Source organism: Curtobacterium sp. MCBD17_032 (genome assembly GCF_003234855.1).
Lineage (GTDB): Bacteria > Actinomycetota > Actinomycetes > Actinomycetales > Microbacteriaceae > Curtobacterium.
Genome location: NZ_QKTO01000019.1, coordinates 19657 through 32442, shown reverse-complemented (window position 1 = coordinate 32442; position 12786 = coordinate 19657). Strand labels below are relative to the sequence as shown.

15 protein-coding genes and 1 riboswitch are annotated in these 12786 nt (G+C 75.5%); of the genes, 9 read left to right on the top strand and 6 right to left on the bottom strand.

From position 1 onward, the window contains the following. Positions 1-299: 299 nt before the first annotated feature. A complete protein-coding gene (locus DEI91_RS15400; RefSeq protein WP_111053131.1) occupies positions 300-947 on the bottom strand; it encodes an NADPH-dependent F420 reductase in 648 nt (215 codons plus the stop codon). A gap of 135 nt (positions 948-1082) precedes the next feature. On the opposite strand from DEI91_RS15400, the gene DEI91_RS15395 reads away from it, so the two are divergent. The 4 genes from DEI91_RS15395 (at position 1083) to DEI91_RS15380 (ending at position 3082) form a co-directional block, all read left to right on the top strand. Then, positions 1083-1379 carry a GNAT family N-acetyltransferase gene (locus tag DEI91_RS15395; protein ID WP_111053138.1) on the top strand — a complete coding sequence of 99 codons (297 nt, stop codon included), beginning with the start codon at positions 1083-1085 and terminating at the stop codon, positions 1377-1379. Between the two features lie 21 nt (positions 1380-1400). After that, positions 1401-1859 (top strand): VOC family protein, encoded by a 459-nt coding sequence (locus tag DEI91_RS15390; protein WP_111053130.1) that lies wholly within the window; start codon positions 1401-1403, stop codon positions 1857-1859. A 213-nt stretch (positions 1860-2072) separates the two neighbouring features. Beyond that, on the top strand, positions 2073-2549 hold the full coding sequence (locus tag DEI91_RS15385; protein ID WP_111053129.1) for a MarR family winged helix-turn-helix transcriptional regulator: 477 nt from the start codon (positions 2073-2075) through the stop codon (positions 2547-2549). Then, positions 2546-3082: a metallophosphoesterase gene (locus DEI91_RS15380; protein ID WP_111053128.1), complete on the top strand. Its 537-nt coding sequence runs from the start codon at positions 2546-2548 to the stop codon at positions 3080-3082. Before DEI91_RS15385 ends, DEI91_RS15380 begins: the two co-directional genes overlap by 4 nt. On the opposite strand, the gene thiD is transcribed toward DEI91_RS15380, so the two are convergent. From thiD to thiM, 3 genes are all read right to left on the bottom strand, one after another. Further along, the gene (gene thiD / locus DEI91_RS15375) at positions 3068-4696 is read right to left on the bottom strand and encodes a bifunctional hydroxymethylpyrimidine kinase/phosphomethylpyrimidine kinase (protein WP_258374464.1); all 1629 of its coding nucleotides are present in this window, start codon (positions 4694-4696) and stop codon (positions 3068-3070) included. The two genes, DEI91_RS15380 and thiD, sit on opposite strands and share 15 nt — an antisense overlap. Continuing rightward, complete coding sequence (gene thiE / locus DEI91_RS15370) at positions 4693-5403, bottom strand: thiamine phosphate synthase (protein ID WP_111053127.1); 711 nt, start codon at positions 5401-5403, stop codon at positions 4693-4695. Before thiE ends, thiD begins: the two co-directional genes overlap by 4 nt. Beyond that, positions 5400-6272: a hydroxyethylthiazole kinase gene (gene thiM, locus DEI91_RS15365; protein ID WP_111053126.1), complete on the bottom strand. Its 873-nt coding sequence runs from the start codon at positions 6270-6272 to the stop codon at positions 5400-5402. The genes thiE and thiM overlap by 4 nt, the downstream gene beginning before the upstream one ends. Beyond that, positions 6261-6357, bottom strand: a riboswitch (TPP riboswitch). Its footprint overlaps the gene before it by 12 nt. 67 nt (positions 6358-6424) lie before the next feature. Between thiM and DEI91_RS15360 the strand changes: the two genes are divergently transcribed. The 3 genes from DEI91_RS15360 (at position 6425) to DEI91_RS15350 (ending at position 9339) form a co-directional block, all read left to right on the top strand. Beyond that, positions 6425-7366: an NUDIX domain-containing protein gene (locus DEI91_RS15360; RefSeq protein ID WP_111053125.1), complete on the top strand. Its 942-nt coding sequence runs from the start codon at positions 6425-6427 to the stop codon at positions 7364-7366. A 167-nt stretch (positions 7367-7533) separates the two neighbouring features. Continuing rightward, positions 7534-8280: a phosphotransferase enzyme family protein gene (locus DEI91_RS15355; protein WP_181439649.1), complete on the top strand. Its 747-nt coding sequence runs from the start codon at positions 7534-7536 to the stop codon at positions 8278-8280. Positions 8281-8397: 117 nt separating this feature from the next. Continuing rightward, complete coding sequence (locus DEI91_RS15350) at positions 8398-9339, top strand: DnaJ domain-containing protein (RefSeq protein ID WP_111053123.1); 942 nt, start codon at positions 8398-8400, stop codon at positions 9337-9339. A 15-nt stretch (positions 9340-9354) separates the two neighbouring features. Here DEI91_RS15350 and DEI91_RS15345 read toward each other — a convergent pair whose 3' ends face one another. Both DEI91_RS15345 and DEI91_RS15340 read right to left on the bottom strand, forming a co-directional pair. After that, on the bottom strand, positions 9355-10701 hold the full coding sequence (locus DEI91_RS15345; RefSeq protein ID WP_111053122.1) for a hypothetical protein: 1347 nt from the start codon (positions 10699-10701) through the stop codon (positions 9355-9357). Between the two features lie 45 nt (positions 10702-10746). Continuing rightward, entirely contained in the window at positions 10747-11109 is a 363-nt protein-coding gene (locus DEI91_RS15340) for an RNA-binding S4 domain-containing protein (protein WP_110825249.1), read from the bottom strand. Between the two features lie 89 nt (positions 11110-11198). On the opposite strand from DEI91_RS15340, the gene DEI91_RS16380 reads away from it, so the two are divergent. After that, on the top strand, positions 11199-11540 hold the full coding sequence (locus tag DEI91_RS16380; RefSeq protein WP_181439648.1) for a ferrous iron transport protein A: 342 nt from the start codon (positions 11199-11201) through the stop codon (positions 11538-11540). Between the two features lie 67 nt (positions 11541-11607). Continuing rightward, the gene (locus DEI91_RS15330) at positions 11608-12780 is read left to right on the top strand and encodes a hypothetical protein (protein ID WP_111053121.1); all 1173 of its coding nucleotides are present in this window, start codon (positions 11608-11610) and stop codon (positions 12778-12780) included. The last annotated feature ends 6 nt before the right edge of the window (positions 12781-12786 follow it).

The window sequence follows — 12786 nt, the reverse complement described above, 5'->3', positions numbered from 1 at the left end:
GCCGGAACCGGTGCGTCCGCCACGCGCGCTCGACGTCCGATCGGCGTCGACGCCGGGTCGGGCGCGGTCAGCGACGGCGCCCGCGGGGACGACGCTGCTCGGGGCAGGGGAACCGGCGTCCTCCGGAGGCGCGGTCACCCATGCGGGCACCGCCCGACGGGGTCGCTCGGACTCGGGCATGCGATGAGACGCCACGGCCGCTGTTCCTCTCCCTGGATTGATCCAGAGTCTGTTCTACCGGGAGGGAACAGCGGCCGAACGCCCCAGTCAGAGGGGGTGGAACGGTCGGTGCAGGACCGTCACATGTCGCGGTACCGCTTCGCGGCGGCGAGGGCGTCGCGCAGTTCGTCCGCGGTCATGCGCGGGCCGTAGCCCGGGGTGTCGCGCTGGATGCGCCATCCCTCGGCGAGCGGTCCGGCGTCGACGACGTCGAAGCCGAACTCGTCGATGAGGTCGGCGACGGTGCGCTTCGCCGTCTCGTCGTCGCCCGCGACGACCAGGGCGCGGCGTCCCTCGGTGCCGCTGGGGGTGGCGTGTCCGGTCAGGTCCGCGGCGCCGATGTGGTTGAAGGCCTTGACCACGTGCGCGCCGACCAGGTGGTCCTGCAGCATCTCGGCCGTGGTCGTCGTCTCGTCGTCGAGGGCCGCGATGTGCCCGTCGCGCTCCGGGTAGTAGTTGTCCGTGTCGATGACGACCTTGCCGACGAGCGGCTCGACGGGGATCGTCTCGACGGCGCCGAGCGGCACGGTCACGACGACGATGTCGCCCTGTGTGGCCGCGTCCTCGCGGGTGCCGGCGGTGGCGTGTTCGCCGAGCTCCGCGACGAGGTCAGTCAGCGTCTCCGGCCCGCGCGAGTTCGCGATCACGACCTGGTGGCCGTGCTGCACCGCGAGGCGTGCGAGCTGTGATCCGATGTTGCCTGCTCCGATGATCCCGATGGTCGTCATGTGGGGTGCAACAACCGTGACCGGTGGTCATTCCGGCCCGACGACCGGGACGGACAGACCGCTCGTCGTGGACGGGTCCGCGCGTTCGCCGGAGGACGGGTGACCGGGAGCCGCGGCGCGGTGCAGGATGGCGCCATGACACGCGAGTTCCGCAACGAGACCGACCGCGACCGGTACGCGATGTACGTCGACGGAGCCCTCGTGAGCGTGCTCGACTACCGCGTCAACGGAGACGCGATCGCCTTCCCGCACACGTACACGGTCCCGGCGCACCGCGGGCACGGGTACGCCGGGGAACTCGTGGAGCACGCCGTGGCCGACGTCGAGACGACGTCGACGAAGCGCATCGTCCCGATGTGCTGGTTCGTCAGCCAGTGGTTCGACGAACACCCCGACAAGGCAGACCTGCTCAGCCGCGGCGTCGCGGACTGAGCACCACCGAGAGGCGCCACCGTGCCCCGCATCGTCCCCTTCCTCTGGTTCGACGACCAGGCCCAGTCCGCGGCTGAGTACTACGTCGGGCTCTTCCCGGACGCACGTGTCGACGGGGTCGGCCGTGCCCCGGACGGGTCCGTGCTCGTGGTCGAGTTCACCCTGATGGGCCAGCCGTACCGTGCCATGAACGGCGGTCCCGGTCATCCCTTCACCGACGCCGTCTCGCTGCAGGTGGACGTCGACACGCAGGAGGAGCTCGACCGGATCTGGGACGGGCTCCTCGCCGACGGCGGTCACCCGGTGGCGTGTGGGTGGCTCGTCGACCGCTGGGGTCTGTCGTGGCAGGTGACCCCGTCGATGATGGGCGAGCTCATGGCCGCCGGTGGTGACCCGGCAGCGGGCGCTCGGGTGTTCCGGGCGATGCGGGACATGGTCAAGCTCGACATCGGGGCCCTCCGCGCGGCGGCCTCCGACTGATCACCGACACCGGGCCCGTCTGGCCACGTCGCCGGACGGTCGCACCGGTCCCGACCCCGGGAACCGCCGGTCCCCGTTCCGGGGGACCCGCGGTTATCGTGGGGCCACACCGAGCGGCGCAGGGGACCACGGACGTGGGCGGCCGCCGGACCCGACGTCCCGACCAGGGGCGACCGACCACCGGCGCCACGCCGGACGACAGACTGGAACAGCATGGCCGACCCGAGGGGCCCCGGGATCCGCGAGGCGGACATCGGACGGGCGTACACCGAGCTCTCCCGCATCACCCGCCGCGCGAGCGTCCGGGCGCGCGGGACCGCCGACGTGTTGAGCGTCGTCGACCAGTCCCTGGTGGACTTCGTGGTCCAGCACCCGGGGTGCATGGCGATCGACATCGCCCGGTACCTCCGGCTGAACCGGTCGACCATCTCGCGCCAGCTGTCCGGGCTCCTCGCCGCGGGACTGGTCCGCACGGTCGACGGCGGCACCGGCAACGCGAAGCCGCTCGAGGCGACGGACGCCGGCCGTCGGGCACTCGACCGCTCGGTGCAGCTGCACCGGGACGCACTGGTGGAGCGGTTGGCCGACTGGACCGACGACGACGTCGCGCTGCTCGCCGGGCTGCTGGAACGGCTCGGTGCCGCCGACGAGGCCGAGCTGCCGATGCCGAACGGACCGACCGCGCCGTGACGACCTCGCTCGTCCTGCTGTCGGACACGCACCTGCCGAAGCGGGCGAAGGACCTGCCGCCGGAGCTGTGGGCGGACATCGACGCCGCCGACCTGGTCGTGCACGCGGGGGACTGGGTCGACCTGGCGACCGTCGACCTGCTCGAAGCCCGGTCCCGCGACCTCCTCGCCGTGCGCGGGAACAACGACCTCGGGTTCGAGGACCGGTTGCCGCTCGTCGTCGCCCGTCGCGTCGAGGGGCTGCGCTTCGCCGTGGTGCACGAGACCGGCGCGGCGGCCGGACGGGAGCGCCGTGCCGTGGTCGACCACCCCGACGTCGACGTGCTCGTGTTCGGGCACTCGCACATCCCGTGGGACTCGCTGGCGCCGAACGGCATGCGCCTGCTCAACCCCGGTTCGCCGACGGACCGTCGTCGGCAGCCGGACCACACGTGGATGCGCTGCACGGTCGACGGCGCCGACGTGCAGGTCACCCTGGTCCGGCGCTCGCCCGGTGCGGACGGTGTCCGCACCGCCCCTTCACACCCGGTCTGACACCGCGTCCGCGGTCGGTCCGGCTCCGGTCGGTGCGATCGTCCCGAGGGTGCCTGCCGGGAGGCCCGTCCCGGCTCCGCCCCGTCCCCCTGCTCCGTCCTGTCCTTCCGTCCGGTCGGGTGCGGCGCCGGCGAACTGCTCCGGCATCCGGAAGAAGGCGAGCTCCTGTGCGACCGACTCGCGGAACGCCCGGGCCATCCGGCCGCGCAGTTCCGGGTCGGCACGGCCGGCGAGTTCCTCGACGAGGTCGGTCGCCCGCGCGCTCGACGCGGCGAAGTCCGGGTCCCCGTACGCCGTGATCCAGTCCGCGAACGGGTGCCCGACCGGTGCCGTGCCGAGCCGTTCGCCGACCCAGGCGTACACCCGGAAGCAGGGCAGGACGGCGGCGGCGAGCACCGCCACGTCCCCGGTCGTGGCAGCGTCGTCGGCCGCAGCCCCCAGGTGCGCGAGGTACGCGGCGCAGGCCGGGTGCAGGGGGTCGTCGGCGTGCGACCCGGCGAGTCTGCGGTGGTGCAGGTCGCGGGCCTCGGCGGCGCAGCCTTCGCTCGCGGTCGTCCAGAACGTCGCGGCGTCGCCGGTCGACCCGGCCGCGACCGTGCGGAGGTGCTGCTCGTACGCGCGGAGGTAGTGCACGTCCTGCGCGAGGTACCCCGCGAAGACCTCTGCGTCGAGCGTGCCGTCGGCGAGGCCCCGGAGGAACGAGCACGCGAGGGTCTCGTCGAGCACCGCTGCCGCGTCCGTCCACCACAGGTCGGTCGTCCGGGGGACCGGCAGGGCGGCGCGGACGGCGGCGTTGTGGTCGACCGGCCCGTGTCCCTGCCCGACCTCGAGCGCATCGGCCCCGCGGAGGGCCGCGGTGAGCCACTGCTTCGCGGCACCGACGGCGAGCTCCCAGTCGCCGTGTCGGGCCACGAGCGTGGCGATCGCGCTCGAGAGCGAGCAGCCCGTCCCGTGCGTGTTCGTCGTCGCGACCCGCGGGCCGGGGAACACCCGCACCGAGCCGTCCGGCGTCACGAGGGCGTCGTCCGAGGTGGGACCGGCGTCGTGGCCGCCCTTCGCGAGCACGCGGACGTCGAAGCGTCGTGCCACCGCCCGGGCCGCGTCGAGGGGGTCCGTGGCATCGGAGCCGGCGAGGTCGGCGAGCACCCGCAGTTCGTCGCGGTTCGGGGTCACGAGGTCGGCGAGGGCGAACAGGTCCGTCATCGCCGCCTCGGCGTCCGGGTCGAGCAGCCGGTCCCCGCTCGTCGCGACCATCACCGGGTCGACGACCAGCCACCGTGGCCGGTGCGCCCGCAGCGACTCAACGACGACCCGGACGACCTCGGCCGTGCCGAGCATGCCGGTCTTCACCGCGTCGACCGTGACGTCGTCCCACACCGCGTCGAGCTGCTCGCGGAGGAAGGCCACGTCGGGCACGTGCACCGAGCGCACGCCGCGGGTGTTCTGCGCGACCAGGGCGGTGACGACCGCCATGCCGTACCCGTCCTGGGCGGCGATCGCCTTCAGGTCGGCCTGGATCCCCGCCCCGCCGGTCGGGTCGGTCCCCGCGATGCTGAGCACCCGGGGCACCTGCGGCACCCGCCCGCCCACGGTCGGTCCCATCCCCGCGGTCACCGGCCCGCTCCGTCCCACGCCGCCACGAACGCGGCGGCCGCGGCGCCGGGGTCCGGCGCCGCGCAGATGCCCGACACCACGGCGATCCCCGCCGCTCCGGCGTCCCGCAACGGTCCGACGTCCGCCAGCTCGACACCGCCGATGCCCACACACGGCACCGGGGTCGTCGCCGCGATCCGGGCGAACCCCGCGACGCCGAGCGCCGGCGGGTGGTCCGGCTTCGTGCTCGTCGGGTGCACGACCCCGACACCGAGCAGGTCGACCGTGCCGGACGGCATCGCCGCGACCTCGACCAGGTGCCGCGTGGTGTTCGCGGTCAAGCCGACGTGCGCGTCCGGTCCGAGCACGGCCCGCGCGACGCCCGCCGGGACGTCCGACTGCCCGAGGTGCACGCCGGCCACCCGGTGCCCCGCGTGCCGGGCAGCCAGCACCACGTCGAGCCGGTCGTCCACGACGACGAGGGCCCGGTCGCCCACCGCCTCCGCGACCGCGGCGGTCAGCGCGAGGAGGTCTCGCGCCGACGCCGTCTTGTCCCGGACCTGCACGATCCGGACCCCGGCGGCCACCGCGGCCCGGGCCACACCGAGCACCCCGTGCCCGTGCCGCTCGGCCAGCTCGGTGTCGGTCACCAGGTAGACGCCGAAGTCCTCGCCCGCCGGAGCCCGTCCGGCGGTGACGGCCGGCGCAGCCGCACGGTCCGCGGTCACGACGCGGCTCCGCGCGGACCGGCCACGGCACCCGCGGCCGGTGCGGCGGCGGTGATCCGGGCCTCCCGGACCACGTCCTCCGGTGTCAGGGACGCGAGCCGGTCGAGGAACAGCGGCTGGAACGTGCCGGGACCACCGGCGTCCCGGGCGGCGAGCTCCGCCGCGATCGTGTGGACCGCGGTCGCGGCGACCGCCGCGTCGAGCGGACGACCCGGCGCCACCGCCGCGAAGGCGGCCACGACCGCACCGAGCGCGCACCCGCCGCCCGTGATCCGGGTGAGCAGCTCCGTCCCGTTCGCGACCCGGACGAGCCCCGCCGGGGCCACGAGCAGGTCCACCGGGCCCGAGACCGCCACCGCCTGGACGGTGTCGGCGTTCACGGCGGCCACCGCGGCGTCGCGCGCGTCCTCCGTCCCGACCGTGCTGTCCACACCGCGACCGCCGGCCGAGGCGCCGAGGACCGCGAGCACCTCGGACGCGTTCCCGCGCAGCACCGTCGGCCGCATCGCCAGCAGGTCCCGCGCCAGGGCCGTCCGGACCGGCAGCGACCCGACCGCGACCGGGTCGAGCACCCACGGTGTCCCGGCTTCCGCCGCTGCGGCCGCGGCCTCGCGGGACGCGGTCGACGGCTCCGCGTGCGGGGTGCCGGTGTTGACGAGCAACCCGTCCGCGACGCCGGCGAACGGCCCCGCCTCGATCGGCACGTCGACCATCGCCGCAGACGCCCCCAGCGCGAGCAGCACGTTCGCGGTGACGTTCTGCACCACCGTGTTCGTGATGCACTGCACCAGGGGCGCCCGGGTCCGGACGGCCTCCAGCAGGTCGGCGGTGCGGTCGGCCCAGTCGGTCGTGGGCGCAGCGTTCTCCATGGACGATCCCTTCGCGAGTACGAGCTCGAGCAGGTTCGACGGGTGTGATCTCAGCCGCTCGGATGCGGCACCCCGTGTCTCGGACGACACCGTACACGCTTCTCCGCCGTCGTCCAGCGGCGCGTCCGGGACCGGTGTGGAAGGGTGGACCCGTGGACGACGAACGACCGACCGCGACGCCGGCGGGACCGCTCCCCGGGCCCCCGGCCGGGCCGCGCGACCCCGGCGACGCCTGGGCGGTGGGCCCCGACGGCACGAAGGCATGGGGCCGCTTCGGTGCCGCCGGCCTGCTCGTCGACGACGGACACGGGCGCGTCCTCCTGCAGCACCGCGTCGAGTGGAGCCACCACGGCGGCACCTGGGGCATCCCCGGCGGCGCACGCCACCAGGACGAGGACCCGGTGACCGCGGCCCTCCGCGAGTCCGCCGAGGAAGCCAGCGTCCCGGAGGACGGCATCGACCTCCGCCACACCGCCGTGCTCGACCTCGGGTTCTGGACCTACACGACGGTCGTCGGACGCGCCTCCCGCCCGTTCGACCCGGTCGTCGCCGACCGCGAGAGCCTCGCCCTGGCCTGGGTCCCCGTCGCCGACGTCCCGGACCTGCCGCTCCACCCCGGGTTCGGCACCTCGTGGCCGGCGCTCCGCGCCACGCTCGACCGGACACCCCACGTCGTCGTCGACGCGGCGAACGTCGTCGGGAGCGTCCCAGACGGCTGGTGGGCGGACCGTGCGGGTGCCGCCTCCCGACTCGTCACGCGGATCACGGCGCTCGCCGCGTCCGGTGTCGCCGCCGCCGCGCTGGGACTGCCGTCCGCGACCTGGTGGCCGCGGTGGACCGTGGTGCTCGAGGGGGAGGCCCGCGGTGCGGCCCCGGTCGTCGCCGACTCCCGTCCCGGCGTCCCCGCCGTGACCGTCGAGCACGCGCCCGCTGCCGGGGACGACGCGATCGTCACCACGGCGGCGGGCGCCGTCGCCGCCGGGGACGGTCCGGTGGTCGTCGTGACCGCCGACCGCGGCCTCCGGGAGCGCGTGACCGCGGTCGGCGCGGGCGTGCGCGGGCCGTCGTGGCTGTGGGAGCTCCTGCCCGACTGAGGCTCACGGACCCCGCGGAGGCTCCGGGACCCCGCGGTCGCGGCGGACAGGCGTCCGTCGGGTCCGTGCAGCGCGCCCTCTGGATGGTGGCGCCGGGTCCCGGGCGTCGGCGGGACGGTGCCACTACAGTGGCGCACACGTCGACGACGACGTACAGGAGGCTCCCGATGGAACGGATCACCAAAGCCGACGACCGGGTGCACCGCCCCGCCGGGCCGTGGACACCGACGGTCCACCGGTTGCTCGCGTACCTGCACGAGCAGGGATTCGTGGCGGCCCCGGAACCGATCGCGCTCGGCGACACCCTCGAGACGGTGACGTTCGTGCCCGGTGTCGCGGGCGAGTACCCCTGGACCGAGGAGATCGGCAGCGAGGCCGCCCTCGTGACGAGTGCCCGACTCCTCCGGCAGTTGCACGACGCCGCGGCCGGCTTCCCCCTGGACGACTCCGTCGACGTCTGGTCGCAGGCCGCACGCCTGCCGGTCGAGACGGTCGTGCACGGCGACTTCGCTCCGTACAACGTCGTCTACGACGGCATCGCGGCGGTCGGCGTCATCGACTTCGACACCGCGCACCCCGGGCCACGGGTCTGGGACGTCGCCAGTGCCGTCTACCGGTTCGCGCCGTTCACGACCGGTACCGTCGAGGGCCGACCCGTCCCGGCGCTCGAGGACCGCATCACCCGGGCCGCGGAGTTCTGCCGCGCCTACGGCCTCGACGACCGGTCCCGTGCCGTGCTCGTCGAGACGATCACCGGCAGCCTGGTGGCCCTGGTGACGACGCTCGAGACCGAAGCCGCCGCCGGGAACCCGAAGTTCGTCAGCGACCTGGCGCACGGGCACGCCGACCTGTACCGGGCGGACGTCGCCTGGCTCGAGGAGCACGCGGACCGGATCACCGCCGCGTTGCGCTGACCGGCCCGCCCGTCGGACCCGCGGGCCCGCTCGGGTGCGAGGCCACCAGGGCGCTCAGCGCCTGTGCAGCGTGCTCGCGGCGGACCGCGATCCTGCGTCCGGTAGCGTTCCAGGGCCATGACCGACAGCCCGGCGGACGCCACCCCGTACGAGGTCCTCGGGGTCCCCGCGACCGCCGACGACGAGACCCTCCGACGCGCCTACCGGCGAGCCGCGCGCGAGAGCCACCCCGACCTGGGTGGGGACGCCCAGCGCTTCCGCCGCGTACAGGTCGCCTGGGAGCATGTCGGCACGCCCGCGGCCCGCCGAGCGTACGACGCCGGCACCGTCCGCCCGGGGTCCCCGACCACGCCGTCCGGGTCGGCAGCGTGGCGGTCGGACGCCGGACGCGACGCCTACGCGCCGCCGTCGGCCCGACGGGACTCCCGCCCGCGGGCCCGGTCGTACGGCCACCCCGGCGGCCGCTCCCGCGAGGTCTTCCTCGCCGCCGAACGCGAGTGGGTCGGCCTCGGGGACCCGATCGAGGACCCGTACGACCCGGCGCTCGTCCGCTCGGCTCCCCGGCACGTCCGGCGACTCCTGGGCGAGGCGTTGGCGGAGGAAGCCACGGCCGCGATCATCGCGGAGATGGGCATCGGCGTCACGGTGTGGCACGACCTCGACGCGGGCGCCGAGGGCAAGCTCGACCACGTGGTGCTCACGCCGACCGGGCTGTGGGCCGTCGAGTCGATCGACTGGGGCGGTCCGGTCGCGGTGGAGCACGGCGAGGTCGTCGGCGAGACGCTCGGCCCGGGGGAGCGGCCGGTCAAGGAGCTCGTCCGCGCGGCCCGCGCGGTGCAGAAGCAGACGAGGGTGCGGTTCACCGGCCGCGTCCTCGTGGTGCCGGACGCTGCGGTCGACGAGGACGTCGAGCTCGTCGGCACTCCTCGGAAGCCCACCGCGTTCGTCGTCCGCCGGAGTGCGCTCGGGCAGGTGCTCGCCGGCGCCTGGTCGCCCGAGGGCTCGGTCGACGTGTTCGCCGTCCGCGACCGGCTCCAGCAGACGGTCCGCTTCGTCTGACCTCGCCCGCGCCGGTCACCCGACGCAGGCGGACTCCGCGGAGAGGCGCAGTCCTCCGGTCCCGCCGCGGATCGTCGCACTCGCGACGCCGTCCTGTCCCGGGCGCGGAGGAGCCCAGGAGTCCAGACCCAGGGCACGCCCCGTCTTCCGGAACCCCGCCGCGGTCCACCCCGCGGTGACCCGGTCGAACGGCTCCTGTGCGTCGTCGTAGCGCGTGAACACCGGGATCTCGACCCGAGCGACCGCGCGCGTGCCCTCCTGCGGCCCGGACGCCGACGACGATCCGTCGGGAGCACACTGCTCCGTCGTGGTCGTCACCGCTGCCGCGACACCGGTGCGCCGGACGGCTTCCTGCAGGAAGGACCGGACCGCCGCGGTCTGGTCCGGGACGTCCGCCGGCGTCCACGGTGCCGCGGTCCCCGCTGCCCCGTCGGTCGGCGTCGGAGTCCTCGGCGCGGACGCGTCGTCGGGGTCGGGTGACCCGAGGGGCAGGCCGAGGTACCCCTCGGTCGGACCACTCGACGGATCGGCGTCCCGCGGGCCGTCGCCGTGCCGCAGGCTGAACCGCGTCCGGGGCGCCAGCCGGGCGTCCGCCTGCTCGTCGGGTGTCGCGGCGAGGAGCCGCGCCACGGCTTCGGGGTCACGGACGGCGGCGGTGACCGCCGGGACGGCGGCCCACCCGGAGGCCGCCGCCGCGTACGTCCGGCCGGCGGTGGAGGACACGTCCTCGGCGTGCGCCGCGTCGAGGACCCGCAGCAGCGCCGCGCTCGGTGCCGTCGCGGTGACCTCGACCTCGCCTGTGTCGGAGGAGAGGACCACGGTGCGGCCTGCGGCGTCCGACCGCACCCGCTCGACGGCGTCCGTCAGCGTCGGGCCGTCCCGCACCTCGACCCGGCTCTGGTCGTCGTCGATCACCGCGGACCGGACGAAGGGCTCCCGTCGGAGGCGGTCCGCGACGTCGACGAGGGCGTCGTCCATCGGGTCGACGGTCACGGCCGCAGTGCCGTCGCCAGCGGGGAACGCGACGTCGAGCACGAGCTCGGTGCCGCGGACACCCGCACGGGCGCGCTCCCGCACGCGCGCGGCGGTGCTGAGGTCGTCGCCGGCGGCGCGCACGGAGACGACGGCGATCCAGTCCTGCGGACGGTCCTTCGCGTCGACCTGGCGCACCTCGCCCGTGACCGAGCGGACCCCCGGCACGCGTTCGACCCCGGCGAGCAGCGCCCTCAGGTCAGCCGCCGAACCCCGCGGTGGTGGCACGGTCGCGAAACAGCCCGCCACCAGCAGGAGCACGCCCAGCAGCACGGACGCAGCGGTGACCCCGCGACGCAGCCGTCCGTCCCCGCCCCCGCGTGTGCTCACCGGCTCATCGTAGGAACGGTGCGCTGCGTACGGACCGTGTGCGGGTCAGTACCCGCGGAGCTTCTCGAGGTCGCGGCGCTCCCGCTTGCTCGGCCGTCCGGCCCCGCGCTCCCGGATCGGCACGAACCCCGCCTCTTCACGGGGGAGGCGCGGCGGCGTCCGGTCCTCGAGGTGCTTCGCGGCCTCGGTCGCGCCGACCCGCTTGAGGATGATGCTCTTCACGACCACGATCCGGTCGAAGCCGGCCTGGCGCACGCGGACCTCGTCCCCCGGACCGACCGGCTGCGACGGCTTCGCCCGCTCGCCGTTCACCCGCACGTGGCCGGCCTTGCACGCGGTCGTCGCAGCGGACCGGGTCTTGGTGATCCGGACCGCCCAGATCCAGCTGTCCACCCGGGCCTTGTCCATCCCGTCACCCTAGCCGCGCCGGTCCGGCGTCCCCTCGACGTCCGTGCAGCCGGTGCCCGGTCGTGGGCCGGGGTCGTACGCTCGGAGCCATGACCGAGCCGGACCTGCCGTCGCCGGGGTCGTCCCAGGCGGCGATCGCCCGGGCACGCGCCCTCGCCGTGCTCGCCGGTGCGGCGCTCGGGGACCGGCTCGTCGTCCGGGCGCACGACGGCACCGGCGCCCGGGACGCGCTCGGCGAGCTGACCGGCCGGACCGCGGACACGGTGACGATCGCCACCCGTCGCGGACCGCTCACGGTGCTCCGGTCCGACGTCGTCGCCGCGAAGCCGGTGCCGCCGCCCCCGCCGTCCCGGACGGCGCCGCACGCCCCGACGGCCCCGCATGCCCGGACGTCCCGTCGGTTGCCCGGCACCGGCGACCCGACCGCCTGACCGGCGATCCGCCCGGCCCCGGCGAGCCGCCGACCGGACTTCCGGAGCGCGCACGTAGCCTCCCAGCATGGCCGTCCCCGACCCACCCGCCGCCGCAGCCGGGACCACCGAGGACCGCACCGCACGCGTCCGGTTCTCCCGTCCGACCCGCTGGCGCGTCGAGGAGGCCCCCGGCGCCGACCTGCGGGTCCGCGGGGACGACGTCGTGCTCACCGTCCGGTCCCGACCGAGCGACCGGGCGATCGGGGACGAGAACGCCTCGCTGCTGGAGCGCCTGCCGGGCTCCGTCGACGGCCTGCTCCTGCTCGGCTGCGACGTGTGGACGACGGCTGCCGCCCCCGCGCGCCTGGTCGAGTACGTCCGGCCGGACGAGGACGGCGACGTCGTCGGCGCGCACCTGCTGCTCGTCACCGGCCGGCACCGGGTCGACGTCACCGTGGAGCGTCCGCTCGCCCGGATGACCGCCACCGACGACGTGGTGTTCGCCGTGCTCGACTCCGTGCGGTCGCTCGACCGTGTGACCGCAACCGAGTCCCGGACCCTCGAGGCGCTCCCGGTCCTGCTCGCCGGTCCGACGCTCACCGGACGGTCCCTCGGGGCCGAGGCCGTCGCCACCCTCCAGGACCTCGCCGGCAAGCGCTGGAACCCCGCGCTCCTCCGCACCGAGGGTGGTCGGGAGCTCGTCGCCGCCGACCTGGTCGGTCGCTTCGGCACGGTCCCCCCGGACACGGCCGCGGTCCTCGGTCCGTGGGCCGAGGGGGTGGCGCCGACGACGCTCGACCAGCACGACGACGACGGGCGCGTCACGCGCCTCCGGGCCTGGGCCGGCACCGTGGTCGACACGGGCGCTGACGGTCGGTCGGTCGTCGCGTCCGTCCGTCCGGACCGGGTGGTCGGACTGGTGGCCGGGAGGCTCGGGGTGCGCCCGACGTGGACCTGGCCGTTCCGGACGCCGGTCCTGGCGAGCGACCTGCTGGACCGTCGGCTGGCCGGTGGCGCGGCTGCGCCGGAGCTGCCCGCCGCCCTGGCGGACGCAGACCCGACCCTCGCGACGTTCTGGGCGGCGCCGTGGACGGTGTCGTCGCTCCTCCGACCGGGCCGGACGCGGCCCGTCGTGGTCGTGTCCGCCGCCGGCGTCGGCTTCGCGCGGGTCGGCCGTGCCGAGGGCGGAGTGACGGCGTTCACCGCCGAGGCGTCCGCGAACGTGTACCGGTCGGTCGTGCGGGCCGTACTCGGCTGACCCCGG